The organism is Thalassolituus marinus (assembly GCF_020320395.1).
Classification (GTDB): domain Bacteria; phylum Pseudomonadota; class Gammaproteobacteria; order Pseudomonadales; family Oceanobacteraceae; genus Venatoribacter; species Venatoribacter marinus.
Genome location: NZ_JAEDAH010000093.1, coordinates 16,833 through 43,685, shown reverse-complemented (window position 1 = coordinate 43,685; position 26,853 = coordinate 16,833). Strand labels below are relative to the sequence as shown.

Here is a 26,853-nt window from a genome sequence, read left to right as displayed (position 1 = left end):
CTCAGCCTCCTGCCTGCAGCGACTGCATAGCCATTACGGCATTCAGCACCCGCTCTGGTGTGGCAGGGGTATCCAGCTGCGGGCTGACTTTATAATCCGCCACACTGGCCACCGCATCACGCAACGCACACCACACGGCGATACCGTGCATCAGTGGTGGTTCGCCCACCGCTTTGGAATGATAGATGGTTTCTTCGGCATTCGGACGGCCAAACAGGCGCACAGAGAAATGCTCCGGCACATCAACCGAAGTCGGAATTTTATAGGTTGCGGCCGACGCAGAAGACAAACGGCCCTGACCATCCCACAGCAGTTCTTCCGTGGTCAGCCAGCCCATACCCTGCACAAAGCCGCCTTCGATCTGGCCGATATCAATAGCCGGATTCAGCGAGGTACCTACGTCATGCAGAATGTCGGTACGCAGTACCTTGTATTCGCCGGTCAGGGTGTCGATTTCTACCTCGGCACAGGCGGCGCCCATGGCGTAATAGAAGAACGGACGACCACTGGCAGTATCGCGGTCGTAATGAATTTTCGGCGTGCTGTAAAAACCCGCCGCCGACAACGATATGCGGTTGCGGTAAGCCAGATCCACAAAGTCGGAAAAGGCCAGCCACTGCTCAGCGCCGTCTTTCGTAATCACCACATGGTTATTATCAAAGCGCACATCGGAAGCATTCACGCCGAAATGCTGCTCAGCAAACACTACCAGCCGCGATTTAATAATCTGGCAGGCATTCTGTGCAGCTTTACCATTCAGGTCGGAACCGGAAGACGCCGCAGTTGGCGAAGTATTCGGCACTTTATCGGTCGTCGTGGCCGCCACCCGCACCATATCGATGTCGATATTAAATTCGTTGGCCACCACCTGCGCCACCTTGGTGTACAGGCCCTGCCCCATTTCGGTGCCGCCATGGCTCAGGTGTACTGAACCGTCTGTATACACATGCACCAGTGCACCGGCCTGATTAAGAAATTGCAGGGTAAAGGAAATACCAAAGCGTACCGGCGTTAATGCCAGACCGCGTTTTTTCCACGGATTGGTGCGATTCAATTCAGTAATCTCTGCGCGACGCTGACGGTAATCACAGTCGGCTTCGAGGGTGTCGATAATTTCCGGCAGGATATAGTTTTCGATCGGCTGACCGTAGTGGGTGCTGTCGCCATCCTGATACAAATTGAGCTTACGCACGTCCAGCGGGTCTTTGCCCACGGCACGGGCAATATCATCGAGCATGCACTCAGCGAAAATCATCCCCTGCGGGCCGCCAAAACCACGGAAAGCCGTATTGGATACCGTATTGGTTCGGCAACGGTGGCCAATTACCCGGGTGTCATGCAGGTTGTAGGCGTTATCCACATGGAACATAGCGCGGTCGACAATGGCATCGGACAAGTCGGCGGTATATCCGCAGAAACCTGCCAGTTCAATATCGGCCGCCAGAATTTTGCCGTCGTCGTTAATGCCTAACTGATAGCGATTAAGAAAATCATGACGCTTACCGGTAAGTACCATATCGTCCTGACGATCGAGACGCATTTTTACCGGACGCTGCAAACGGTTAGCGCACACGGCGGCGATACAGGCCCACGGAGCCGCCTGAGTTTCCTTGCCACCGAAGCCACCCCCCATACGGCGAACTTCAACAGTCACCAGGCTCAGCGGAATATCCAGCACCTCGGCTACCAGCTTCTGTACTTCCGACGGATGCTGCGTCGAACAGTACACCTGCATGCCGTCATCTTCGCCGGGAATGGCGTAGCTGATCTGGGTTTCCAGATAAAACTGTTCCTGACCACGTACATACAGCTGGCCATGCAGCTGACGCGGCGCACTTGCCAGCGCGCTGACCGCATCACCTTTCTGCATAGTATGGGCAGGGTTAACAAATGAATTCTGCTGCAGTGCCTGTTCAACACTGAGAATCGGCTCTTCCTGCTGGTATTCAACCTGAGCCTGGAGTGCAGCGCGCTTCGCCTGATCAAAGCTTTCAGCAACTACCGCAAATAAAGGCTGACCATGAAAATCGACACGGCCGTCGGCAAAAATCAGATCGCCCTTATAAACCGGGCCGATGTCTGTTTCACCGGGTACATCGTCTAGTGTAACGACGTCCACCACGCCGGGCGACGCCCACACAGCAGCGAGGTCCAGCTTTGTGATGAGGCCACAGCTGATGGAACTCTTACCGACGACGGCATGGAGCGTGCCTGCCAGTTCTGGCATATCGTCGATATAGACTGCGGTTCCGAGTACGTGTTTTTCGGCGCTTTCATGTGCTAATTCCTTTCCGGATTTACCTTTCGCCGGACGCTGGCGGCGTTCGGCCCATGGGGTTACACGGGATGAAGTAAAGGTCATGCTGCATCTCCCTGTGCGGTCGTCATATCGTGGAACGCTTTTATCAGCAGGTTACGGGTTACCTGTAGCCGGTACTGATCACTCGCCCTGACGTCACTGATCGGTTGGTAGTCCTGATCAATAAATGCAGCCGCCTGTTCAAATGAACTCACAGCAAAATGCTTGCCGCTCAACGCAGCATTGGTTTTTTCTGCCAGTTTTGGTGTTGCCGCCATACCGCCACACGCCAGTCGTGCAGAGCTGATAACACCACCTTCAACCGACAGGTAAAGAGCAAACATTACCGCCGAAATATCATCGTCGTAACGCTTACTGACTTTGTGCAACCACAGATGTTCCGTGGCTTTGAGCTTAGGAATACGCACCGCGCGCAGGTATTCACCCGGCTGCAGTACGGTCTGTTTATAGCCCAGATAAAAATCACCGATGGCCACTTCTCGGTGACCATGAATTCCGTCTATTTCCAGTATTGCGTCCAACGCAAAAAAGACAGGTGGGGTATCACCAATCGGAGACGCATTGGCAATATTCCCACCCAAAGTGCCCATATTCCGGATCTGGCGTGAACCAATCCGGTGCAACAGCTGGGCAAACGAAGGAAAAGACTCAGCCAGCAGCTTCTCTGCCTGACTGAAGGTGACACAGGCGCCCAGCCACAGCTGGTCGTCTGCATCCTGGCCCGGCTCCGAACACCGGGTCAGTTCTGCAACGCGATTCACACAGATAATGGTATCGAACTGAGTGAAACGCTGTGTGATCTCAAGACCGGCATCGGTACCACCAGCCCAGAGTCGGGCATGCGGATAAAGCGCCAGCAAGGCTTTCAGCTGCGCTTCGCTTTCCGGCATAAACAGGCGACGACCGTTTGCTTCCAGCAAAGGCTGCTCAGCGTCACGTGGGTCAAAGCTCTGCACGCCACTGCGCAGTGAGATATATTCAAGGTTCTGTTGCGGCAGCTCGTGCATGCGCTGCGCCGCTTCAATAATCGGGCGATAACCGGTGCAGCGACACAGGTTACCGGAGAGCGCCTCATGGATTTCGGCCACATCAGGGATATGGCCCGGTGCCTTGCAGGCATTCTGCTGCAGATTGGCCATCGACATCACGAAGCCAGGAGTACAGAAGCCGCACTGTGAACCGTGGCAATCCACCAGCGCCTGCTGCGCCGGATGCAGTTTACCCGCGCGACCAATACCCGAAGAGGTCAGCAGGTAGCGATCATGTACATTCGCCATCAGAGCAATGCAGGCATTGAGGGTCTGGTACTCAATACCGTGCTCTGTCATTTGTCCCAGCATAATGGTGCAAGCACCACAGTCTCCGGCCGCACACCCTTCCTTGACATCGACCTGCTTCAGATTGGTGCGCAAAAATTTCAGAATGGTACAATTTGGATCAATTTCTGAACTTTCAATCCAGCGACCGTTTAAGTTAAATCGAATCACGCTTACACCTGTTTGTCTGCCGTCGCGGCGGTTACTGAGGGGCTTCGCTACCCCCATCAGTCCAGCGCGGTATAACGGTTGGTTAACCTGGTAAGTCAACCCACTGCAAATTCCTGACCAACTGGTCAAGCATACACGAAAAAGGATGGTTCTGTGCAGAATCTGCATATGGCAAGCTTATTGCTAATGATTCGACCAAGTGGTCAGCTTTTATGATCTAGAGGAATCTGAGTGTCGTTACAACAACCAACTGAGCGCCTTCATCTGAAGGGCATCACCAAGGAGTATCCAGGCTGTCTGGCCAATGACGATATCGAACTGGTGGTGCAGCCCGGCGAAACCCACGCCCTGCTGGGCGAGAACGGAGCCGGCAAAAGCACCCTGATGAAGATTATTTACGGTGTCATCAAGCCCGACAGCGGCAGCATTCGCTGGCAAGGGGAATCCGTCCAGATGCAGGGGCCAGCGCACGCCCGCCAGCTGGGTATTGGCATGGTGTTCCAGCACTTTTCGCTGTTTGAAACCCTGACCGTCGCCGAGAACATCGCCCTGAGCCTGCCACCGGAAGACAGCCAGGATATGGAAGCCCTCAGCAACCGGATTCGTGAAATTTCTACCCACTATGGCATGGCGCTGGAACCTGACCGTTACGTTCATACCCTGTCGGTCGGTGCTCAGCAGCGCGTAGAGATCGTTCGCTGCCTGCTGCAGGACATTAAACTGCTGATTCTCGACGAGCCAACGTCTGTGCTCACACCACAGGAAGTCAGTGAGCTGTTCCGCACACTCAAAACCCTCGCCGCCGAAGGCTGTTCGATTCTGTTTATCTCACACAAGCTGGATGAAGTTACCGAACTGTGTAATGCCGCTACCGTGCTGCGTAACGGCCGCGTTACCGGCCGCTGCAACCCGCAAGATGTTACCAGCGAAGACATCGCGCGCATGATGGTGGGGGACGACACCCCGCTGTCGCAGAACTATCAGAAGGCTGAAGGCGGCGACACCGCCATGAGCATCAGCAATCTGACCTTCCACCCGGAAGACCCGTTTGGTGTGCACCTCAACAGCCTCAACCTCGATATCAAAGCCGGCGAAATCCTTGGCATTGCTGGCGTTGCCGGCAATGGCCAGGATGAACTGTGCGCCCTGATGTCCGGCGAAGAACATAGTGAAAGCGGCAGCATTACTCTGCTGGGCAACGACATTACCCAACTCGACCCCGACAGCCGTCGCCGTCAGGGCTTTGCCTTTGTACCGGAAGAACGTCTGGGCCGTGGCGCGGTACCCAATATGTCACTGGTCGATAACGCCCTGCTCAGTGCCAGCCACTGCGACATGAAGCAAAAAGGCTGGATCAACTACGGCAAGGTACGCGACTTCGCTCTGAAAGTGATTGATAAGTACAACGTTAAATGTGCCGACGAATACGCACAGGCGAAGAGCCTGTCCGGCGGTAACCTGCAGAAGTTTATTATCGGCCGTGAAATTGAACAGAATCCTAAGTTGCTGGTGTGTTCCCACCCAACCTGGGGCGTCGACATCGGCGCTGCCATTCTGATTCGTCATGCACTGATTAATCTGCGCGATCAGGGTGCCGCCATTGTTGTTGTATCCGAAGACATCGACGAGCTCTACCAGATCTGCGACCGCATCGGCGCCATCTGCGATGGTAAACTGAGCCCGTTCAAACCAACCAATGACGTCAGTATTGAAACTCTGGGCCAGTGGATGGCAGGCCAGTTCGACCAGTCTGCCCGATCCGGTACGGAGGTAAGCCATGCTTAAGCTGGAAAAACGTCAGTCAGATTCCCGCGTAATGGGCTATCTGTCCCCCCTGATTGCACTGATCGCCACCCTGATTTGTGGCGCTATGCTGTTTGCCTTCCTCGGACACGATCCACTGGAAGCACTGTATACCTTTTTCCTCGCGCCGCTGCAGGACACCTATGGCTGGACCGAGCTGGGCGTAAAAGTCGGTCCGCTGCTGCTGTGTGCCATGGGCTTAACCCTTTGCTATCGCGCTAAAATCTGGAACATTGGTGCTGAAGGTCAGTTCCTCATGGGTGCTCTCGGCGGCAGCTGGATGGCACTGCAGTTCCTGGGTGCCGAAAGCCGCTGGGTATTGGTACCGATTCTGCTGGCCGGCACCATCAGCGGCATGCTCTGGGGCGGACTGGCTGCGTGGTTAAAAACCCGCTTTAACGCCAACGAAATTCTGACCACCATCATGCTGAATTACATCGCCCTCAATGCGCTGCTATGGGCTGTGCATGGTCCGTTAAAAGACCCGGCTGGCTTTAACTTTCCGGAATCGGCGATGTTTGCCGATGCTGCCATCCTGCCTCTGTTCAGCGAAGACTATCGCCTGAATGTATCCATCCTGTTCGCCCTGTTCTTTATGGTGGTGATCTGGACGCTGATGGCACGCAGCTGGATTGGTTATCAGATTCAGGTTATGGGTGAAGATGCCAAAGCCGCACAATACGCCGGCTTTAACGGCAAAGCGCTGACCTGGTTTGCACTACTGACCTGTGGTGCGCTGGCAGGTTTTGCTGGCGTGGCTGAAGTTACCGGTCCGATTGGTCAGCTGGTCCCGCAACTCTCACCTGGCTATGGCTATGCCGCCATTATTGTTGTGTTCCTCGGACGTATGCAGCCGGTCGGTATTCTGCTGGCCAGCATGCTGCTGGCGCTGACCTTTATGGGTGGCGAAATGATTCAGATCGAAATGAGCCTGCCAAAGTCTCTGACCGGTCTGTTCCAGGGCATGTTGCTGTTTTTCCTGCTGGCAGCTGACCTGCTGATCAGCTATCGCATTGTTATTAAAAAATCCGCTGTCGCGCAGGCCTGATTATGGAACTCGAATTAATCATTAACATTATGTACGCCACGCTGAAAACCGGCACGCCATTAATCCTGATTGCTCTGGGTGAAATGGTGTGTGAAAAATCCGGCGTGCTGAATCTGGGTCAGGAAGGCATGCTATTGGTCGGTGCTGTGACAGGCTTCATTGTTGCTGCCGTTACCGACAATTATTTCTTTGCTGTTTTCTGCGCTATTTTCGCCGGCATGCTGATGTCATTGCTGTTCGGCTATTTATCCATAACTCTGGCTGCCAATCAGGTGGCAACGGGTCTGGCGCTGACCATTTTCGGCGCGGGTCTGAGTGCTTTCCTTGGTGCCAATTATGTTGGTATCGGCCTGGAAGGTATTTCCACAATTCACATTCCATTCCTCAGCGACCTACCGGTTATCGGCAAGGTGCTGTTTCAGCACGATCCGCTGGTATATCTGACACTGGTACTGTTTGCCGTAATCTACTGGGTATTTAAAGCTACCCGCGTTGGTCTGAAAATCCGCGCGGTTGGTGAAAATCCGGAAGCCGCTAACGCCATCGGCATTAATGTGCATCAGGTACGTTTTATGGCAGTACTGTTTGGTGGTGCCATGACCGGCCTGGCCGGTGCGTATCTGTCATTGGTGTACACCCCGATGTGGAGCGATGGAATGTCTGCAGGCCGTGGCTGGATTGCATTGGCACTGGTGGTTTTTGCCAGCTGGAAAGCTGAACGTATTCTGCTTGGCGCTTACCTTTTTGGCTTCGCCAGCATTATGCACCTGGTATTACAAGGGACCCGTTTTGAGGTACCGCCAAATATTATGGCCATGCTACCTTACGTGGCGACCATCATTGTTCTTGTATGGCTTTCGTCCGATGCTGTTAAGACAAAAATGAGCGCACCAAAATCCATTGGCCAACCATATCGACCAATGATTTAAAATAAATAGCTGCCTTTTATTGCCAAAAAAAAGCGCAATAAAAGGCAATTATGACAAAGAGAAAAATAAGGAAAAAATCATTATTTAAATAATGATTTAAATGGAATTAATTGCTAATTTGAGTGCATTAATTAAACAACACTTAAAATTGAAATTGCATCACTTTGGAGAGAACCCATGAAAAAGCAATTACTGGCAGTAGCCGTTATGACGGCAGCAACCGTAGCAGCAACCACCGCTCAGGCAGAACAGTTCTGGGCAGACAACAGCGTTTCTGTACTGTACGGTTCTGACTATAAAGTCGATGGTCCTAAGTTCGACGACGGCAACAGCCTGACCACTTACACCCTGGAACACGTTTCCGGCCACAGCTGGGGCGGCCTGTTCTACTTTATGGACCGTCACGTTGGTGATGATGGCTACACATCGACCTACAGCGAATTCTCTCCTAAGTTCACTCTGGCGAGCATGGAAGGTGGCGTAGTTAAAAATGTGAACCTGGCGTTCACTGTTGAATCCAGCTCCGGCGGTTTCGACAACTACCTGTACGGTGTTGGTGCTGACCTGGCAATCCCGGGCATGAACTTCGCAAGCGCGACTGTTTACTACGCACAGAACGACGACATCGAAGATGACTACCAGCTGACCCTGACCTACGGCTGGTCTGCCGGTAGCTTCAACATCGACGGTTACATCGATTACTCAACCGAAACCGACGACAGCGAAGCGAACCTGCACTTTAACCCACAGATCACTTACGATCTGGCGCCAATGATCGGCAAAACTTTCGCCAAGGTGAAAGTGGGTATCGAGTACAGCTACTGGGGCAACAAATACGGCATCGATGGTGTTGACCAGAATGCCATCAGCGCCCTGCTGAAAGTTCACCTGTAATTGCGGTGATGAAAAAGGAGCTTCGGCTCCTTTTTTTTGTGTCGACTGGCCATGCCCGTGACAACATAGCGCAGCCTTGCAGGAGCGGCTGCTAGTCGCGATGGCGGGTGCAGCACGCCTTTATGCGGAGTCGCGTTATTTGTAGGAGCGGCTGTTAGCCGCGATGGCGTCGTCCGGATATTACGTAGGGTGGGCACTACCCACCAAAGCTTCGCAGAGAGCGTCTCACCGGCAAGTGGCAGCTCCTACAGCGGTGTTTATGTAGGAGCGGGCCATGCCCGCGATGGCGGGCGCAGCACGCCCTTATACGGCATAGCGTGATTTGTAGGAGCGGCTGTTAGCCGCGATGGCGTCGTCCGGATATTACGTAGGGTGGGCACTGCCCACCAAAGCTTCGCAAAGAGCGTGTCGCAGGCATGGCCAGCTCCTACAGCGGTGCTTATGTAGGAGCGGGCCATGCCCGCGATGGCGGGCGCAGCACGCCTTTATGCGGAGTCGCGTTATTTGTAGGAGCGGCTGTTAGCCGCGATGGCGTCGTCCGGATATTACGTAGGGTGGGCACTGCCCACCAAAGCTTCGCTGAGAGCGTCTCACCGGCAAGTGGCAGCTCCTACAGCGATGTAAATGTAGGAGCGGTTGTTAGCCGCGATGGCGGGCGCAGCACGCCCTTATACGGCGTCGCGTGATTTGTAGGAGCGGCTGTTAGCCGCGATGGCGGGCGCAGCGCGCCCTTATACGGCGTCGCGTTATTTGTAGGAGCGGTTGTTAGCCGCGATGGCGGGCGCAGCGCGCCTTTATACGGCGTCGCGTGATTTGTAGGAGCGGCTGTTAGCCGCGATGGCGGGCGCAGCGCGCCCTTATACGGCATAGCGTCTGCTAAGCAGACGTTCGCAGATCCCGTTCATCCTGAGCTTGTCGAAGGACGGCAGCTCCTACAAAAACATGTCGCAGAGAGCGTGTCGCAGGCATGGCCAGCTCCTACAGCGATGTAAATGCAGGAGCGGCTGTTAGCCGCGATGGCGGACGCAGCATACCCTTGTGCGGCATCCCCATAAGCCAACACGTCAGAGTATGTTATGATCCACCAGACGGCTTAGCCCGGGGGATGGGTTAACTGAAACGCTGGAACACTGATGACCACGCAAAAATACAAAACCGGCCGGATTCGCGAACGCAACAGCGAAAACATTCTGTCCGCCGCAGAGCAGGAATTTGTTCTGCATGGCTTTAAGGGCACCAGCATGCAGGCTATTGCCGACCGTGCCGGCGTACCGAAGGCCAATATTCACTATTACTTCAAGAACAAGGGCAACCTGTACCGCGCACTGCTGGAGAACATCCTCACCGTGTGGAACGAGGTGCTGTCTGACATGTCGCCAGACAGCGATCCTGCCGACGTGCTTGAACGCTTTATCCGCACCAAGGTTGAGCTGGCCTACAGCCATCCGAATGCCTCCAAGATTTTCGCCATGGAAATCATTCAGGGCGCGCCGTATCTGAAAGACTATATCAGCGTCGACATGCGCCAGTGGGTGAAAGAAAAAGCCGGCGTCATCCAGAGCTGGATCGACCAGGGTAAAATGCGTGCGGTTGAACCGACCTACCTGATATTCATGATCTGGGCCTCCACTCAGCATTACGCCGACTTTGATACCCAGGTACTGGAAGTCACCAACAAGCGTAAGCACGAAGAAGAAGACATTCAGCGCATCAGCGACTTCCTGGTCGACATGGTCCTGAATGGCTGCGGACTAAACCGCGCCTGAAGCAATGAGGCTTGCCAGCAAGCCTCAGATTGCTATCATTCCCGTCAGCAGATTAACACTCGTCACTGCCGACCCGCCCGAATTGCGTGCAGGTCAACCGGGTGTTGGTCAGACCTTGTTGTCACCTCCACCCCGCTTAAGGCAAGCTGGAGAATCCTATGACAACCCTGTGGCTGAAATTCCCCCGCGCTGTTTTTACCGCCAACAACCTGGATGCAGGCAACGGCATCGTTATCCGTGACGACCGCATCGTCGAACTGGTCCCCGCTAACGGAACACCCACTTCAGAAATCGATGAAATCTTTGACGCGTCAGAGCACGTGTTACTGCCAGGCTTAGTGAATACTCACCAGCACTTCTATCAGACACTCACCCGTGCCTGCCCGCCAGCCATGAACAAGCGCCTGTTTCCCTGGCTGCAGACGCTGTATCCGATCTGGGCCGGCCTGAAACCCGAACAGCATGCACTGGCCACCGAACTGGCAATGGTCGAGCTGCTACTGTCCGGTTGCACTACAGTAGCCGATCATCACTATCTGTTCCCGGCCGGGCTGGAAAACGCCATCGACAGCCAGGCTGAAGTGGCTCTGCGCTTGGGCATGCGCGCCACCCTGACCCGCGGCTCCATGAGCCTGAGCGTGGAAGATGGCGGCCTGCCGCCAAAAAGCGTAGTGCAAACCGAACAGTTTATTCTTGATGACAGTGAGCGCCTGATTAAAACCTGGCACCAGCAGGATAAAGACGGCTTGCTGGAAGTGGCCCTGGCACCATGCTCACCGTTCTCCGTCACCCAGGATATTATGCAAGCCAGCGCCGAGCTCGCCGCGCGCTACAACGTCGGCCTGCACACCCACCTGGCCGAGACCGAAGACGAAAACAACTTCTGCCTGCGCATGTTTGGTCAGCGCCCGCTCGATTACCTCGACAGCGTCGGCTGGCTCAACAACCGCACATGGCTGGCTCATGGTATTCACTTTAACGACGAAGAAATCACGCGCCTCGGCAAAGCCGGTACCGGCGTGTGCCACTGCCCATCGTCCAACATGGTGCTGGCATCTGGCATCTGCCGCGTAAAAGAGCTGCGCGAAGCTGGCAGTCCGGTTGGACTGGGTGTGGATGGCAGCGCCTCCAATGACCACAGCAACCTGATGCAGGAAGTGCGACAAGCGCTGCTGATTCAGCGCCTGCGCTACGAAGCCGATGAATTCACCCATGAAGATGCGCTGCACCTTGCCACCAAAGGCTCTGCGCAGGTATTACGTCGCGACGATATCGGCGAACTCGCCATCGGCAAAAAAGCCGACCTAGCCCTGTTCAAACTGGACGAGCCACGCTTCAGCGGCAGCCACGACCCACTTGGCGCGCTGGTGCTGTGCGGTGCCAGCCAGGCCGACGCCGTAATGATTAATGGGCACTGGAAAGTTCAGAACAAACAGTGGCTGGGTGGCGATATCCGCGAGCTGATGGTTAAGCACCAGCAAGCTGCACAGGCATTGTTTCAGGCGTAGATGGGTCGCTGGCATGGCCAGCTCCTGTATCAATAAATCGCACCTGCTCATCATGAGCTTGTCGCAGCCAACGGCAGCTCCTACAGCGGTGTAAATGTAGGAGCGGGCCATGCCCGCGATGGCGAGCGCAGCACGCCCTTATACGGCATGTCGTCATGTGTAGGAGCGGCTGTTAGCCGCGAATGTGAATGCCGCGCGAAGCACGGCGTAACGTTATTTGTAGGAGCGGGCCATGCCCGCGATGGCGCGCACAGCACGCCCTTATACGGCATAGCGTCGGCTACGAGAGCGCATCGCAGAGAGCGTCTCACCGGCCAGCGGCAGCTCCTACACAACGCCATTCATCCACAGCCTGTCGCCCTTCGAGATTCCCGGACTACGTCCGGCCTCAGGACGAACGGTGATTTCCGCGACAGCAGCGTAGGGTGGGCACTGCCCACCAAATGATTTAGAGAGAGCGGATCGCATATCCCGCGTATCCTGAACTTCTCGAAGCGAGCGTTGCACCGGGACGGCAGCTCCTACAGCGGTGTAAATGTAGGAGCGGGCCATGCCCGCCTTTATGCGGTGAGAAAGATCGCCCTTCGAGATTCCCGGACTACGTCCGGCCTCAGGACGAACGGTATTTACTCCGCCCAGACATTAACCACACCACTCATCCTGAGCCCGTCGAAGGACGCCCTTCGAGATTTCCGGACTGCGTCCGGCCTCAGGACGAACGGCTAATTCCGCAAGATTAATGGTTTTTACGGCATAGCGTCTGCTGCGCAGACGTTCGAAGCGAGCGTCGCACCGGGACGACAGCTCCTACATCAATAAATCACTCCGCCCATCCTGAGCCCGTCGAAGGATCGTATCTCCCGGAACGGCACGACCATTTCGCACTCATAAAACAAAATCATATAGTTATATAGCTAACTACAATAAACAGATGGCTTTCCAGCCAAGACTCAGTCCCCCGGCTTAGGCTAAAATCCGGCTCCCTGTTAAACGTGCTCAGGCACGCTGTCGGATATACACAATGACATACGAATTACTCGGTGGTGCGCTGATCGGTTTTGCCGCATCACTGCTGTGGATTGGCATCGGCCGCATCAGCGGTATGACGGGCGTCGTTTCCAGCTTATTTATGTGGCGTGACAAAACCCGCCATTGGGCCATCTGGTTTCTGGCCGGTCTGGTACTGGCGTCGCCTGTTTACTTCGGTCTGGGTGGCGAAGCTCCGGTCACCATGACCGACAACCAACTGCTGCTGGTTGTTGCAGGTCTGTTGGTGGGCTTTGGTACCTATATCGGCAACGGTTGCACCAGTGGCCATGGCGTATGTGGCATGGGGCGCCTGTCGGTGCGCTCTACCGTTGCGACCGTTACCTTTATTGTCGCCGGTGTTGTTACCGTCGCGGTGATGAATGCGTTGGGAGGTGCTGCATGAGTCAGCTGATTGCACTGCTCAGCGGCCTTGTTTTTGGCCTGGGCTTGCTGGTTTCGGGTATGAACAACCCACAGAAAGTTCGTGGCTTTCTCGATATTTTCGGCAACTGGCAGCCGGAACTGATTGCCGTTATGGGCTCGGCGGTAACCCTTTTTGCCATTGCCTTCTGGTTCAGTAAAAAACGCAAAGCACCGGTATGCGCGGATGCTTTCCACGAACCTACGCTGAAAAAAATCGACAAACGTTTGCTTGGCGGTGCCGTGCTGTTTGGCATTGGCTGGGGGTTGGTCGGTCTGTGTCCGGGGCCGGCGCTGGTGAACCTGCTGACGTTTGATCCGGGAGTGCTGCTGTTTATTGCGGCGCTGCTGATGGGCAACCGACTGGCGCATCATCTGGTGGGACCAGCGAAGTAAGATTCTTGTCGCAGGCATGTCCTTATCGCGGCTAACAGCCGCTCCTACATGAACGCAGCTGTAGGAGCTGCCGCTGGCTGCGATGCAGGCAACGCCTGCCGGTGGGAAGCTCTCTGCAATTCATTGGTGGGCAGTGCCCACCCTACGCAGTTATTGCGGAATCAGCCGTTCGTCCTGAGGCCGGACGCAGTCTGGAAATCTCGAAGGGCGTTCTTCGACAGGCTCAGGATGAGCGAGATCTGCGAACGCTTGCATAGCAGACGCTATAACGTATAAAGGCGTGCTGCGCCCGCCATCGCGGCTAACAGCCGCTCCTACATGAACGCAGCTTGTAGGAGCTGCCGTTGGCTGCGAACGTCTGCGTAGCAGACGCTGTGCCGCTGCGCATGCCATTCACATTCGCGGCTAACAGCCGCTCCTACAATTCCAGGATGCTATTGATGCAGGAGCTGCCGCTGGCCGGTGAGACGCTTTCTGCGATTCATTGGTGGGCAGTGCCCACCCTACGGAATATCCTCTGCTATCTCCGATAAACTCTGGCTGTGCGCACCGTTCGCCCTGAGGCCGGACGTAGTCCGGAAATCTCGAAGGGCGACAGGCTCAGCGCGCGCCATCGCGGGCATGGCCCGCTCCTACATAAACCCACGCTCTCTGCGATGCAGTTGTAGAAGCTGCCGTTGGCCGGTGAGACGCTCTCTGCGATGCAGCTGTAGGAGCTGCCGTTGGCTGCGATTCGGTATGGCGTATGCTGCATAAGGGCGTGCTGCGCGCGCCATCGCGGCTAACAGCCGCTCCTACATTTACACCCGCCGTAGGAGCTGGCCATGCCTGCGACACTCTCTGCGACATTCACCATCGCGGCTAACAGCCGCTCCTACATATACCCCCCCGTAGGAGCTGGCCATGCCTGCGACACTCTCTGCGACATTCACCATCGCGGCTAACAGCCGCTCCTACATTTACACCCGCCGTAGGAGCTGGCCATGCCTGCGACACTCTCTGCGACATTCACCATCGCGGCTAACAACCCCTCCTACAAAACCATCACCCCACCGGAATCACCACCTCAACCCCCGGCAACAACCGCCGATACTCCGCCGCCAACGCCTGCTTCGCCTCATCATCACCATGCACAATGCGGATCTTCTGCGGTTTGCCGCGCATCCGCCTGACGAAATTCAATAAATCCTTCTGGTCGGCATGGGCACTGTACCCACCCAGCGTATGCACCTGAGCCCGAATCTCCACCCGCTGCCCACCCAACTGCACATAACCGCCACGCGGGCCGTATTTCTGAATATCCCGCCCCGGCGTTCCCACCGCCTGATAGCCCACAAACACCACATCGGTGCGCGCATCCGGCAATAACGCCTCAAGGTAATTCTGAATACGGCCACCGGCGCACATACCACTGGCGGCAATCACGATCGCCGGCTTACCGCTATCGCGCAGATAACGCACCATCTTCTCGTGTTCCCGATGACTATCCACCGTGGTCAGCTGCTCGAACGACAACGGATGGCGGCCGCGATTCACACGCTGGCGCGCTTCCGCATCCCACAATGACTTCAGCGAGCGGTAATGGGCGGTAAACTGCGACGCCAGCGGCGAATCGACAATAATATCCAGCGACTGCCACAATGCGGCCTTAGCCTGCGAACGGCTGGCCGAGCGATGAATAATATCCTCCAGCTCATACAGCAGCTCCTGCGTACGCCCAATCGAAAACGCCGGAATCAGCACAGCGCCGCCATCCTGCAGGCTGCGTTCAATTGCCCGCCGCAATGCCAGCCGACGCTGCCTGCGACCTTCATGCAAACGATCACCATAGGTACTTTCAATAATCAGCTCATCACAACGCCAGGGAGACTTCGGTGCTGGCAGCAATGGTGAATACGGCGCACCCAGATCACCGGAAAATACCACCCGCTTACGCTCAGCGTTTTGCTTAACATCCAGCTCAACATAAGCAGAGCCCAGGATATGCCCAGCCACCTGAAAACGTGCCTGCACGCCCACCATGCCCTCAACAGCGAACCACTGCTTATAAGGCACAGCCACCAACTGACGCTTTAACAAACGCAGAAAGGTATCAATCAGCTTACGATCGCGGGTAACACCCACTTTAAGCGCATCCTCCAGTACCAGTGGCAACAACTGCGCCGTTGCCTGCGTGGCATAGATCGGGCCTTTAAAACCCGCCATCAGCAAATAAGGAATGCGCCCGACATGATCGATATGACAATGCGTAACCAACAAAGCTTTAACGCCGGACAAATCGAAGTCCACCGTCAGATCAACATCACCGGATTCATTGATACGCGCCTCAGCCTCAGCGCCCTGAAACATCCCGCAATCAACCAACAGCGATTCGCCGGAATAAAGTTTGAACTGGTGACACGAGCCGGTAACACCCGACACCGCACCGTGATGAATAATTGAATACATCCGTGTATTCCTGCAGAAATTCAGAAACGCAAGATTAACAGATCTGAAAAACAATGGGGGATATCAGTGCGTGCGAAATAACGAGCATTCAGGAATAGGAAGCCTGAACGGTGCGCAGTGCACACCCTACGAAGAATGCCAGCCTTGTAATGAACAGCGCTACCAATAACACTGATCTTGTAGGGTGGGCACTGCCCACCACTTTTGTCGTCAGATACTGGCTCGGCGAGAGTACCGCATGACAATAAAGCTTAGCATTCAATTCTGAAGCAGAAGATGCAAGGGGTATTTCCGCATATAGCTCACCGCCAAGCCTGCTGTTGCAACGCTTAGTACAATCCGGTCAGCCGAGCGCTACAAATTCTTCGTATCATGATCCGCGGTCTCAAGATCAACCCAAGCATCTGGCCGAGTACCACTAAAAACTATTGATGAGATGGTTTTAATGTATTCCTTACCCTTTGGGAGGTCACTTATCGTTGGATTGTAAGTATCTACTGCCAGGTAGTTCGGATAGAGACCTTTAGGGTTTCCAAGAGGAGGAACTAGCAATCCATTGCTTAGCCCTGCTTTAATGTCAGCGAGCTCATCTATCAGGCCTGTTTCTTCATCACTCAACGAACGACTGGCGCCTTTCAACACGGATATCAGAGCCTCAGCATAACGTACAGCGAAGGTAGCGTATTCCGGCTTATAAATAAGCTTTCCGTTCTTGGCTATCGCAATAATACGCTGCATAGGCACTTCAATTTCCCTGTATGCTTTATCAGGAGAGGAAGCATGGAACATAAGAACACCATCCGTATATATATAACGAATTGTAGACAGCAAATTCTTATCAACAGGCAGAGTGAGATCGTTGTTCTCAGCCCGTTCTTTAAGCCAAATAACTTGCGCCTTCATTCGCCCTTCCGGCGTGTGGTCGACCTGGGGGAAACTACCCAATAGATCAATAAAGTAATCGCAGTACTTTATCAAATCCAAGCGCTGCTCTTCGGTGTTTACCATACATCCTCTCTAGATTGCTGATAGCATAGATGAGGCTGGGGCTATCTGAACACCTCTGCCTGGCATTATTTTCCCTACAAACCCGGTACTATATCGACACTTTGTATTGTGCAGTAGCTTAACGCATAAAGTGCAGATAAGCTTTGCGATCCGAATCGTCCCGAAAACATGCATCGCGATTATGTCTACGCTAAATAATTTGTAACGGATAACTTGGGAAGTATAGCTTTGGACGCCGAGCCACAGCTTCCTACATGAAACCATTGACACCCACATCTTAATGAAATCTTTGCAATCCTCACAAACACTGAGAAATCACACTAACAAAATCAAGAACTAGCCAGACACCCACTTTATGATTCGTTATAAATCAATAGCCGATCAATCCCACAGCAGAAAGCACTAATATGGGCTTCTGACCAGTATTATGAATACTTGCGTGGAAAAGTACTTTCCCGCGCTCTCAGTGATTAAGAGCATATCAACGTTATTGCATGTTATTTTTTGCAGCTCACTTTAATTGAATAAAAAATCCATTCAATAACACATCATCTATAACTTCTCCGCTTTCAAGGTTCGTTATTCTAGTATTATTTTTTTCCCAATGACCATCAACATCACATGACAATTTATCGATCCAATTGAAATCAGGATGAAACTCTAATCTTGTAAACTCATCACGGAAGTTATAAAAAACATTCGGCTCACCAAATTCATGGGTAAAATAATCGACCAAGTCTTTTATTGGAGAAATAAGAAATCCCACTTCTACCACCCTTCCATCTCTTTCAAAAACAGTAATTTGTCTAAAATTATTATTTATAGATTCATACTTTTTGATCCCAGATGCTATAATTTCAGGATTTTTCCCAAATTCGTCTATCGAGAAAAACTCTAACTTTCTAAATTTTTCGATAAGTTTTCTAATCATTTCTATGTTCATATATTACTCGATAAAGCTAGCAGGCGTAGTGCTTCGGTTAGGGTTGTAAACTTGAGACTCTCCTCCTGGAAAAACCTTGCCACTTCCGTTCCAGTCTTCAATGTTAGCAGCAGAACTTTTAAGGTAGTCCTGTTGACTAGTCGTAGTGACACTTGTCATTTTTCGCCCATTAACCTCGAAGCCCAATTGGTTTGGGTTAACATCCTTGTTTTCATAAAAATAGTCACCTGTCTTTGGCATACCTGTCAACCTGTCAGGATATGAGTATTGATATAGGGTAGTGCCTTTTGGGATTGATACGATTTCAACTGGCTTATCGAAATCTATCCCTCTTAAATGGTTATCGTAATTCGCCTTACCTGCCTCTCTGTAGTAGGAATCTGCTAAATCGAATCTAGCTTTCTTCTGCTTTGGCCAATTCTTAGATGCAGCCCTTATGTCTTCAGGGTTTGTGTAAGAACTAGGACAGTCATTGTAAGAAGAATGCCTGATTCTCGTTAAAGATCAATTTCTATACAGTAGAAATACGAAATATACATCAGGAGGATGTATGCCAAAGCCAAGGAAGCAGCTGGTCTCTCTGGAAGCTACGCCCTACTACCACTGTGTTTCCCGTTGCGTCCGTCGCGCATTTCTATGCGGAACCGACCCTGAAGGCCGCTCTTTCGAGCATCGCCGTGGCTGGATTGAGAAACTCATCCTGGATCAGTCACAAATTTTCTGTATTGATATCGCCGCTTATGCAGTGATGTCGAACCACTTCCATGTGATTCTCCATGTCAGCCAACAGCGCGCCAGAAGCCTAACCAGCCTGGAGGTCGTTCAACGCTGGCACCAGCTATATCAAGGAACGTTACTGTCAAAGAAATTCGAGCGAGGCGAAGACCTGTCGGCATCACAGCAAGCCATACTGGATGAACGTATTGATGAATGGCGAGAACGCCTGATGAGTATCAGCTGGTTCATGCGACGCTTGAACGAAACGGTAGCTAGGCTCGCCAACGAAGAAGATCAATGCACCGGCCATTTCTGGGAAGGCCGCTTTAAGTCCCAAGCTTTGCTGGATGAAAAGGCGCTAGCGGCCTGCATGGCCTATGTCGATCTGAATCCCGTACGTGCTGCGATGGCTAAAACTCCGGAAGAATCAGAGCACACTTCTGTTAAAAAACGCGCTCAGAAAGCGAAAGAAACCTATTCACCAAATCACCCCAAGCAGCAAGCATATGGATTACTTCCCTTTGCTGGGAACCCTCGCCAAGACATGCCTGAAGGTATACAGATGCGTCTGACAGACTACCTGGAGCTCGTAGACTGGACAGGACGACAGATCAGGGAAAATAAACGAGGATCAATCTCTGAGGCTGAACCGGCAATCATGGATCGCTTGGGTATTGATGCTGAACACTGGCTATACATCACCCAAAACTTCGAATCGGAGTTCAAAGGTATTGTAGGTGCCGCGCACGAAGTAAAATCAAAACTCAGCCAATTCTGGGATGATCAGCGGGAGCGAAGGCGGGCTGCTGGCATTGCCGCCTGTAAATTGCGCCTTTCCTGAAGTAACTCCTCACAACGTAAGATCATCAGAGAACTCTGGGACGTTTACTCGCTTCCAATTCGTGATTTCTGTCTAAAACGACACAAAAATTTTCCTGCAGTCCAGCTTTCCACACCCAATTTTCTATCGGTAATTTTTACGCCAGGGAAACCAGCTGCTCTCTCTAACTATGACTGTCTAAGTAGCTACCCCGCCCAAATCGCGGCTAACAGCCGCTCCTACAATTCCAGGATGCTATTGATGCAGGAGCTGCCGCTGGCCGGTGAGACGCTTTCTGCGATTCATTGGTGGGCAGTGCCCACCCTACGGAATATCCTCTGCTATCTCCGATAAACTCTGGCTGTGCGCACCGTTCGCCCTGAGGCCGGACGTAGTCCGGAAATCTCGAAGGGCGACAGGCTCAGCGCGCGCCATCGCGGGCATGGCCCGCTCCTACATAAACCCACGCTCTCTGCGATGCAGTTGTAGAAGCTGCCGTTGGCCGGTGAGACGCTCTCTGCGATGCAGCTGTAGGAGCTGCCGTTGGCTGCGATTCGGTATGGCGTATGCTGCATAAGGGCGTGCTGCGCGCGCCATCGCGGCTAACAGCCGCTCCTACATTTACACCCGCCGTAGGAGCTGGCCATGCCTGCGACACTCTTTGCGACACTCTCTGCGACATTCACCATCGCGGCTAACAGCCGCTCCTACATTTACACCCGCCGTAGGAGCTGGCCATGCCTGCGACACTCTCTGCGACATTCACCATCGCGGCTAACAACCCCTCCTACAAAACCATCACCCCACCGGAATCACCACCTCAACCCCCGGCAACAACCGCCGATACTCCGCCGCCAACGCCTGCTTCGCCTCATCATCACCATGCACAATGCGGATCTTCTGCGGCTTGCCGCGCATACGCTTAACGAAATTCAATAAATCCTTCTGGTCGGCATGGGCGCTATACCCACCCAACGTATGCACCTGGGCCCGAATCTCCACCCGCTGCCCACCCAACTGCACGTAACCACCACGCGGGCCGTATTTCTGAATATCCCGCCCCGGCGTTCCCACCGCCTGATAGCCCACAAACACCACATCGGTGCGCGCATCCGGCAATAACGCCTCAAGGTAATTCTGAATACGGCCACCGGCGCACATACCACTGGCGGCAATCACAATCGCCGGTTTACCGCTATCGCGCAGATAACGCACCATCCTCTCGTGCTCCCGATGACTATCCACTGTGGTCAGCTGCTCGAACGACAACGGATGACGACCACGACTCACACGCTGGCGCGCTTCCGCATCCCATAACGACTTCAGCGAACGGTAATGAGCGGTAAACTGCGACGCCAGCGGCGAATCGACAATAATATCCAACGACTGCCACAAAACGGCCTTAGCCTGCGAACGGCTGGCCGAGCGATGAATAATATCCTCCAGCTCATACAGCAGCTCCTGCGTACGCCCAATCGAAAATGCCGGAATCAGCACAGCGCCGCCATCCTGCAGGCTACGTTCAATTGCGCGCCTTAATGCCAACCGACGCTGCCTGCGCCCTTCATGCAAACGATCACCATAGGTACTTTCAATAATCAGCTCATCACAACGCCAGGGAGATTTCGGTGCTGGCAGCAATGGTGAATACGGCGCACCCAGATCACCGGAAAACACCACCCGCTTACGCTCAGCGTTTTGCTTAACATCCAGTTCAACATAAGCAGAACCGAGGATATGCCCCGCCACCTGAAAACGTGCCTGCACGCCCACCATCCCCTCAACAGTGAACCACTGTTTATAAGGTACAGCCACCAACTGACGTTTTAACAAACGCAGAAAGGTATCAATCAGCTTACGATCGCGGGTAACACCCACTTTAAGCGCATCCTCCAGCACCAGCGGCAACAACTGCGCCGTCGCCTGCGTGGCATAGATCGGGCCTTTAAAACCCGCCATCAGCAAATACGGAATACGCCCGACATGATCGATATGGCAATGGGTAACCAGCAGAGCTTTAACGCCGGACAAATCGAAGTCCACCGTCAGATCAACATCACCGGATTCATTGCTACGGGCCTCAGCGTCAGCGCCCTGAAACATACCGCAATCAACCAGCAGCGATTCGCCGGAATTAAGTTTGAACTGGTGGCACGAACCGGTAACACCGGTCACGGCACCGTGGTGAATAATTGAATACATCCGTGTATTCCTTCAGAAATTCAGAAACGCCAGAGTAACAGATCTGAAAAACAATGGGGGATATCAGTGCGTGCGAAATGACGAGCACTCAGGGATAGCAAGCCTTAATGGTGCGCAGTGCGCACCCTACGAATGACACTAATTTTTCAGGGTGGTACTGCCCACCACCAGTAACGGCGACCAGAATAATAGCAAGGATAATCTCAAACACCCCAGAGCCTGCCACTTCGGTGATCTCAATAGTGTACCGGGCTTCGGCATAATCTTTAACGAAGCAGCAGAGAATCTCTACACAGGAATTCATTGCTGAGAACAAGATCAGACGTAGCAATGGCTTCGTCGATCTGCTGGGCCGTGATGGCGGTCGGGTCGAAGTTCTGCGCCTGCTTTAAGCTGCTATCCGAACGGCACAGCGCTGCCAGAAATCAATAGCCCTGCTCCTTAAATCTTCGAACCTTGGAAATCATCCATGATATTTATAAACCAATTTCAGATAAATAAGAAATCAACATCCAACATCAACACCATCAATACAGGAAAGCATCTCTCGAATTTCGCCAAGAGAGATTCCATTATCCTCGGCCAATCTTTGTGCATTCCCCACAATGGCAGAACACTCAGGCTCCTCATCAAAATATACTTCCAGCGTAATTCCAAGTTTTCGTGGTAAGTTTTTGAAACCAATGTTTGGTTTACATTTTTCAGGAAACCTTATGTGAAAATGCGGCCATCCAGGAAGAGTTATTGTATCCATATCAGAGTTAAGAAACCTCACCCCATCCAGCTTACAATTTTCAAAATTACAGTTTTTTATGGAGGAGATTGAAATATCATCCCAATCCCCAAAATCGCAACCGACGAATTCGCCCGTGAAAGTAACATATTCCAAATGCGCGTTCTCAAAATGAAAATCTCGCAATTCGACATGCTGATTAAAATTACCGCCAGTCATAGTAAGTCCAGCTATAATCACATGTTCCGATGACACCCTGGAATCTACCGTACAGTCATTTAAAATTAATCCAGGCCCTAACACAGAAGTACCACCATCTAATTCTAATATTTCGAAATTTAACGACTGGTCTCTTATTTTCATACATGGCCTCAAAACTTAATCATTCTAAACAACTCATCAGGCATTCTTTTAGCATGCAGATCTATATTAGAATCTGTACCCGATAGAATATCATATTTAGCACCAGATTTTACATCAGTAGCATCGACTCCAGTCCGGCTCCACTCCAGAGGCAACCCCTCTTTTTCGGCAGAGATTCGAACTTGCCTTTCGACCCACCTGCCTTTAGCTTGTCTTTCTAACAGATTCGCTCTCCAATACTCCCCATCGACCTTTGCGTTCGCAATAGCCTCCTTCTCCCGTGCCGACAGGTTCCTTCTGGGATTCCACTTTGCGGCGGACTCTGTGGTTAAACGCTGTAATGAGTCACCAACATCGTCAGGCTCTGGAATGTCACTTGGAGTTTTATGCTTTGGTACGTTCCAATGCTGGCCATTTTTCTGAACTTGCTGATTACCCGATTTGTGTCTTCGAATTACTCTTATCTTCTGGTCACTTGGTGCACTCACCTCCCCCGTCTCAGCCCCATGCGCATCCGTCTTCTCAGACCGCCCCTCGCTCGTCTCCAGATCCTTAAAGCTCGCCTTTTCCTGCTTCGCACCGCGCTTACTGTTACGCAGAGCGATTTTCTTCGAAGCCTGTGCAAACTCGCCCAGCAGGTCACCCACGGCGCTGAACTTACGAATTAGTGCTGCTTTGCTGCCAACCATGGCCAGCACACCCGCACCACCAGTAACAGCGGCCAGGATAATGGTAAGGATAATCTCAAACGCACCCGAGCCTGCTACTTCAGCGATCTCGATGCTGTGCTGAGCCTCGGCGTAATCTTTAACAAAGCGATAGAGCATTTCGCGCAGGGATTCATCGCTCATCACCAGATCCGACATGGCAATGGCTTCGTCGATTTGCTGCGCGTTAATGGCGGTCGGGTCGAAGCCCAGCGCCTCTACCAGCTCACGCTTCTCGGCACTGAGAATATTGCTGGAATAGGCTTCGGCGAAGTTCTCTGAATCCCAGGCGGCGCGAATGGCTTTGATGTTGTTATGGATACGCACCACCGGGTTAACCACATCGCTGACTTCTTTAGCCCACAGAGCCAGCCCCCAGGCTGATGAGCCAATGCCGGTCATAAAGGCACCGGTGTAGATAGCCACTTTGGTAACAGCGGATTCCTGCGACAGCATGCGTTCGTGCATCGCAGCTTCGGCGCGCTCGCCAGCAATAATATTGAACAGCGCACTCTGAATACGCACGCGCAGCATCTGCCGTGGGTCAGGCTCTTCATCGCCAATGGCCAGCGTACTATCCAGCCGCTCTAACACCAGGTGAGAACTGGCGATGGCTTCGCTCAGGGCTTCGCGCGGCAGCGGTGACGCATCCGGCAAGGCGGAAAGTACGTCGAAATAGAAGTGATCGTACGCCTTATAAACAATGGCGTCGGCAACGGAGCCCAGCAGCTGGTCGGCGACCATGCTGCAGTACTAAGATGGGTGTCTGGTTAGCGTTAGCTTCTACAGACTGGGGGACGCCATTTTCGCCAAGTGCCCAGACGGCTTCGTCAGTACTAAAATAACGTAGATTTCCAGCCTGCCTCTAGACTTCGGCATGGTCGCATATGGCATTAAGGATAAGACGGGGTGTTAATGTGTAACGTGCCACCGAAATATTCAGTGGCACTTCAACCGAATTTTATTGGTTTGCTTTAATTTCGTCATCCAGTGCCTGATCCCACTGAAAGTCGATACTGAAGTCACCAGAAGGTCTCAGAGTAAATTTTGCCCGATTCCATTTATTGGAATTATTTTCCGTTGTAATTTCATAAAGCATGTTTGCATCTTGTTTTAACTTTTTACGGTCAAAATTTTTAAACTTAAATGAATTCTCTCCATTATCATTGAGGTAGCTACCACTAAATGAAACTACATCTAATGCTGGTTTTTCTATATCCAGAACAGCTTTTTCCCAGCTATCATGAATACTATCTATAATATTGGTTGCTAATCCCATATACACTTCGTCAATATTCACGTTATCCTCCTGCCTGATTTAGGAAATCAGCAAAGTATTCTTTCCCATCAATTTCATAAATTACTTCAAATGAACTAGGTCTTTTACCAGCAGCTTCATATATGGGTTGAATATCCACAGTGACTTCTTTCCCTTCTTCAAGGGCTTTTGTCCACTTATTCTCCATCGACTTCCATGCCAATTTAAACGGATTTCACACAAATAGTGGATGGAGCGTTAGTTCCTGACTCAGAGTACTAATGTGGGCGTCTAATAATTAGTTTTCTAGTTTAAATTATTGACTTTCTATCAAAGTCAAAAATATCTACATTATTTTCTTCAAGACGGTCTTCTAGTGCACTATATCCATATTCTGATTTGTATTGCAGTTCCTGGTCAGAAATAGGTATCATCAAAAGCCAAGTTACCTCTTTATCAGGTAGCTCAAGATTGTTAAGCTTGTCTTCCCACAAATAAGGATACGTAAACATCAGGTGTTTCATGTCTCCTTTGTGATATATAGTAACTAAACTTTCAAATACAGTTCCGGGATTACATTCCCAATTATCCTTCATTACGTAAAAACTACTTGTAGCCAGTAAATTGGGAACAAAAGAATAAGAGGAGTGACCAACAGCCAGAAGTTCTAATCTAAACTTTTGTTCTTTCCCGTTAATTCTTAGAGGGGTATCTGAAAGGCCTATTGTTCCATATATATTACAAGAATGATTTAATGGATCAACGCAGGTAAACAAATCGATATCTGTAGACTCCGACTCGTCCCAATACTTTCGAGCTGAAGGGCGAATACCAACAATTTGAGTAATATATTTTGCTAAAGCCTTATTGCTGTTTGAGGCAGTAGTCATTGTTTTTCCCTTTGCTAAAAGCCAAAATACGTATCATCCATGGCCTCTCCTGCATGGGATCGGTTGGATGAGGGTAATTCAGGAGTATAGTGACTCGCTGTATTGTGCTCGTCAAGAAACTGTGATCTTCCGATGCCTCGTTCTGCAGCACTCATTTGATGCTTTCTGAATTCATACGCTTCTTTATGGCCCATATCCCAAGGCTCATTAGCGTCCATTAACTCATTAGATACCCTGTCATAAACATTACCTTCACTATCCTTCGCCGATTCCCATGTTTCATTACGCACCCCTTTTCGGAATCCAGAAGGACGTTTGTAATACCATTGACCATACTCTGTAAGGGAGCCATCTTCATTTAATACAGGAGCTTCTGGCTCAGCTGGCCTTCGGCCGGACATGCTTGGTTTTGGGGTTTCCACTGCATCAGAGGTTTTAGGCCCACTTGACCCTTTCTTAGCCGTCGTCTCCGTCGTCTCCAGATCCTTAAAGCTCGCCTTCTCCTGCTTCGCACTGCGCTTGCTGTTACGCAGCGCGATTTTCTTCGAAGCCTGAGCAAACTCACTGAGCAGGTCGCCCACCGCGCTGAACTTACGAACCAGAGCAGCTTTACTGCCAACCATAGCCAGCACGCCCACACCGCCAGTTACAGCCGCGAGAATAATGGTGAGGATAATTTCAAACGCACCAGAGCCTGCTACTTCAGCGATCTCGATGCTGTGCTGAGCTTCGGCGTAATCTTTAACAAAGCGGTAGAGCATTTCGCGCAGGGACTCATCGCTCATCACCAGATCCGACATGGCAATGGCTTCGTCGATTTGCTGCGCGTTAATGGCGGTCGGGTCGAAGCCCAGCGCCTCTACCAGCTCACGCTTCTCGGCACTGAGAATATTGCTGGAATAGGCTTCCGCGAAGTTCTCAGAATCCCAGGCGGCGCGAATGGCTTTGATGTTGTTATGGATACGCACCACCGGGTTAACCACATCGCTGACTTCCTTAGCCCACAGTGCCAGCCCCCAGGCTGATGAGCCAATGCCGGTCATAAAGGCACCGGTGTAGATAGCTACTTTGGTAACAGCGGATTCCTGCGACAGCATACGCTCGTGCATCGCCGCTTCGGCGCGCTCGCCAGCAATAATATTGAACAGGGCGCTCTGAATACGC

General features: G+C 52.2%; 22 protein-coding genes. 9 read left to right on the top strand and 13 right to left on the bottom strand.

The genetic code is table 11. The features are described from left to right. Position 1: 1 nt before the first annotated feature. Together xdhB and xdhA are read right to left on the bottom strand one after the other, a co-directional pair. Positions 2-2,362, bottom strand: coding sequence for a xanthine dehydrogenase molybdopterin binding subunit (xdhB, locus tag I9W95_RS14680; protein WP_225676205.1), 2,361 nt, complete (start codon positions 2,360-2,362; stop codon positions 2-4). After that, positions 2,359-3,807 carry a xanthine dehydrogenase small subunit gene (gene xdhA / locus I9W95_RS14675; RefSeq protein ID WP_225676203.1) on the bottom strand — a complete coding sequence of 483 codons (1,449 nt, stop codon included), beginning with the start codon at positions 3,805-3,807 and terminating at the stop codon, positions 2,359-2,361. The genes xdhB and xdhA overlap by 4 nt, the downstream gene beginning before the upstream one ends. A 231-nt stretch (positions 3,808-4,038) precedes the next feature. On the opposite strand from xdhA, the gene I9W95_RS14670 reads away from it, so the two are divergent. From I9W95_RS14670 to I9W95_RS14635, 8 genes are all read left to right on the top strand, one after another. Beyond that, a complete protein-coding gene (locus tag I9W95_RS14670; protein WP_225676201.1) occupies positions 4,039-5,592 on the top strand; it encodes an ABC transporter ATP-binding protein in 1,554 nt (517 codons plus the stop codon). Then, on the top strand, positions 5,585-6,658 hold the full coding sequence (locus tag I9W95_RS14665) for an ABC transporter permease (protein ID WP_225676199.1): 1,074 nt from the start codon (positions 5,585-5,587) through the stop codon (positions 6,656-6,658). Before I9W95_RS14670 ends, I9W95_RS14665 begins: the two co-directional genes overlap by 8 nt. Positions 6,659-6,660: 2 nt before the next feature. Next, complete coding sequence (locus tag I9W95_RS14660) at positions 6,661-7,587, top strand: ABC transporter permease (RefSeq protein ID WP_225676197.1); 927 nt, start codon at positions 6,661-6,663, stop codon at positions 7,585-7,587. 177 nt (positions 7,588-7,764) lie between these two features. Then, on the top strand, positions 7,765-8,481 hold the full coding sequence (locus tag I9W95_RS14655; protein ID WP_225676195.1) for a hypothetical protein: 717 nt from the start codon (positions 7,765-7,767) through the stop codon (positions 8,479-8,481). A gap of 1,133 nt (positions 8,482-9,614) precedes the next feature. Further along, positions 9,615-10,247 carry a TetR/AcrR family transcriptional regulator gene (locus I9W95_RS14650; protein WP_225676193.1) on the top strand — a complete coding sequence of 211 codons (633 nt, stop codon included), beginning with the start codon at positions 9,615-9,617 and terminating at the stop codon, positions 10,245-10,247. Between the two features lie 158 nt (positions 10,248-10,405). Continuing rightward, positions 10,406-11,755 (top strand): 8-oxoguanine deaminase, encoded by a 1,350-nt coding sequence (locus I9W95_RS14645; protein WP_225676191.1) that lies wholly within the window; start codon positions 10,406-10,408, stop codon positions 11,753-11,755. Between the two features lie 1,021 nt (positions 11,756-12,776). Further along, positions 12,777-13,187, top strand: coding sequence for a YeeE/YedE family protein (locus tag I9W95_RS14640; RefSeq protein ID WP_225676189.1), 411 nt, complete (start codon positions 12,777-12,779; stop codon positions 13,185-13,187). Beyond that, the gene (locus I9W95_RS14635) at positions 13,184-13,600 is read left to right on the top strand and encodes a DUF6691 family protein (protein WP_225676187.1); all 417 of its coding nucleotides are present in this window, start codon (positions 13,184-13,186) and stop codon (positions 13,598-13,600) included. The genes I9W95_RS14640 and I9W95_RS14635 overlap by 4 nt, the downstream gene beginning before the upstream one ends. Before the next feature lie 1,044 nt (positions 13,601-14,644). Here the strand turns inward: I9W95_RS14635 and I9W95_RS14630 are convergent. The 4 genes from I9W95_RS14630 to I9W95_RS18600 all read right to left on the bottom strand — a co-directional run bounded on the left by I9W95_RS14630 (position 14,645) and on the right by I9W95_RS18600 (position 18,437). Further along, on the bottom strand, positions 14,645-16,048 hold the full coding sequence (locus I9W95_RS14630) for an MBL fold metallo-hydrolase RNA specificity domain-containing protein (protein WP_225676185.1): 1,404 nt from the start codon (positions 16,046-16,048) through the stop codon (positions 14,645-14,647). A 354-nt stretch (positions 16,049-16,402) separates the two neighbouring features. Beyond that, a complete protein-coding gene (locus tag I9W95_RS14625; RefSeq protein WP_225676183.1) occupies positions 16,403-17,056 on the bottom strand; it encodes a hypothetical protein in 654 nt (217 codons plus the stop codon). Positions 17,057-17,567: 511 nt separating this feature from the next. Continuing rightward, the gene (locus tag I9W95_RS14620; protein ID WP_225676181.1) at positions 17,568-17,987 is read right to left on the bottom strand and encodes a hypothetical protein; all 420 of its coding nucleotides are present in this window, start codon (positions 17,985-17,987) and stop codon (positions 17,568-17,570) included. 15 nt (positions 17,988-18,002) lie between these two features. Continuing rightward, complete coding sequence (locus I9W95_RS18600; protein ID WP_225676218.1) at positions 18,003-18,437, bottom strand: polymorphic toxin type 46 domain-containing protein; 435 nt, start codon at positions 18,435-18,437, stop codon at positions 18,003-18,005. 112 nt (positions 18,438-18,549) lie between these two features. Here I9W95_RS18600 and I9W95_RS14610 point away from each other — a divergent pair, with 112 nt between their 5' ends. Then, positions 18,550-19,557 (top strand): transposase, encoded by a 1,008-nt coding sequence (locus I9W95_RS14610; protein ID WP_225676179.1) that lies wholly within the window; start codon positions 18,550-18,552, stop codon positions 19,555-19,557. A gap of 777 nt (positions 19,558-20,334) precedes the next feature. On the opposite strand, the gene I9W95_RS14605 is transcribed toward I9W95_RS14610, so the two are convergent. The 7 genes from I9W95_RS14605 to I9W95_RS14575 all read right to left on the bottom strand — a co-directional run. Continuing rightward, entirely contained in the window at positions 20,335-21,738 is a 1,404-nt protein-coding gene (locus I9W95_RS14605) for an MBL fold metallo-hydrolase RNA specificity domain-containing protein (RefSeq protein WP_225676177.1), read from the bottom strand. Between the two features lie 505 nt (positions 21,739-22,243). Further along, entirely contained in the window at positions 22,244-22,834 is a 591-nt protein-coding gene (locus I9W95_RS14600) for a pentapeptide repeat-containing protein (RefSeq protein ID WP_225676175.1), read from the bottom strand. Between the two features lie 8 nt (positions 22,835-22,842). Then, positions 22,843-24,285, bottom strand: coding sequence for a hypothetical protein (locus tag I9W95_RS14595; protein ID WP_225676174.1), 1,443 nt, complete (start codon positions 24,283-24,285; stop codon positions 22,843-22,845). A 217-nt stretch (positions 24,286-24,502) separates the two neighbouring features. Beyond that, the gene (locus I9W95_RS14590; RefSeq protein ID WP_225676172.1) at positions 24,503-24,841 is read right to left on the bottom strand and encodes an immunity protein YezG family protein; all 339 of its coding nucleotides are present in this window, start codon (positions 24,839-24,841) and stop codon (positions 24,503-24,505) included. A gap of 1 nt (position 24,842) precedes the next feature. Continuing rightward, on the bottom strand, positions 24,843-25,007 hold the full coding sequence (locus I9W95_RS14585) for a DNA/RNA non-specific endonuclease (protein WP_225676170.1): 165 nt from the start codon (positions 25,005-25,007) through the stop codon (positions 24,843-24,845). A gap of 103 nt (positions 25,008-25,110) precedes the next feature. Continuing rightward, positions 25,111-25,689, bottom strand: coding sequence for a suppressor of fused domain protein (locus I9W95_RS14580; RefSeq protein WP_225676168.1), 579 nt, complete (start codon positions 25,687-25,689; stop codon positions 25,111-25,113). A gap of 14 nt (positions 25,690-25,703) precedes the next feature. After that, on the bottom strand, positions 25,704-26,853 hold a 1,150-nt coding region (locus tag I9W95_RS14575; protein ID WP_225676166.1), incomplete at its 5' end, for an HNH/ENDO VII family nuclease.

Coding starts and splice junctions, on each gene's coding strand:
- I9W95_RS14620 (WP_225676181.1), bottom strand. CDS start 17,987: ATGATTAGAAAACTTATCGAAAAATTTAGAAAGTTAGAGTTTTTCTCG.
- I9W95_RS14605 (WP_225676177.1), bottom strand. CDS start 21,738: ATGTATTCAATTATTCACCACGGTGCCGTGACCGGTGTTACCGGTTCG.
- I9W95_RS14645 (WP_225676191.1), top strand. CDS start 10,406: ATGACAACCCTGTGGCTGAAATTCCCCCGCGCTGTTTTTACCGCCAAC.
- I9W95_RS14635 (WP_225676187.1), top strand. CDS start 13,184: ATGAGTCAGCTGATTGCACTGCTCAGCGGCCTTGTTTTTGGCCTGGGC.
- I9W95_RS14580 (WP_225676168.1), bottom strand. CDS start 25,689: ATGACTACTGCCTCAAACAGCAATAAGGCTTTAGCAAAATATATTACT.
- I9W95_RS14665 (WP_225676199.1), top strand. CDS start 5,585: ATGCTTAAGCTGGAAAAACGTCAGTCAGATTCCCGCGTAATGGGCTAT.
- I9W95_RS14610 (WP_225676179.1), top strand. CDS start 18,550: ATGCCAAAGCCAAGGAAGCAGCTGGTCTCTCTGGAAGCTACGCCCTAC.
- I9W95_RS14650 (WP_225676193.1), top strand. CDS start 9,615: ATGACCACGCAAAAATACAAAACCGGCCGGATTCGCGAACGCAACAGC.
- I9W95_RS14625 (WP_225676183.1), bottom strand. CDS start 17,056: ATGGTAAACACCGAAGAGCAGCGCTTGGATTTGATAAAGTACTGCGAT.
- I9W95_RS14595 (WP_225676174.1), bottom strand. CDS start 24,285: ATGGTCGCCGACCAGCTGCTGGGCTCCGTTGCCGACGCCATTGTTTAT.
- I9W95_RS14660 (WP_225676197.1), top strand. CDS start 6,661: ATGGAACTCGAATTAATCATTAACATTATGTACGCCACGCTGAAAACC.
- I9W95_RS14640 (WP_225676189.1), top strand. CDS start 12,777: ATGACATACGAATTACTCGGTGGTGCGCTGATCGGTTTTGCCGCATCA.
- I9W95_RS14655 (WP_225676195.1), top strand. CDS start 7,765: ATGAAAAAGCAATTACTGGCAGTAGCCGTTATGACGGCAGCAACCGTA.
- I9W95_RS14585 (WP_225676170.1), bottom strand. CDS start 25,007: ATGGAGAATAAGTGGACAAAAGCCCTTGAAGAAGGGAAAGAAGTCACT.
- xdhB (WP_225676205.1), bottom strand. CDS start 2,362: ATGACCTTTACTTCATCCCGTGTAACCCCATGGGCCGAACGCCGCCAG.
- I9W95_RS14600 (WP_225676175.1), bottom strand. CDS start 22,834: ATGAAAATAAGAGACCAGTCGTTAAATTTCGAAATATTAGAATTAGAT.
- I9W95_RS14630 (WP_225676185.1), bottom strand. CDS start 16,048: ATGTATTCAATTATTCATCACGGTGCGGTGTCGGGTGTTACCGGCTCG.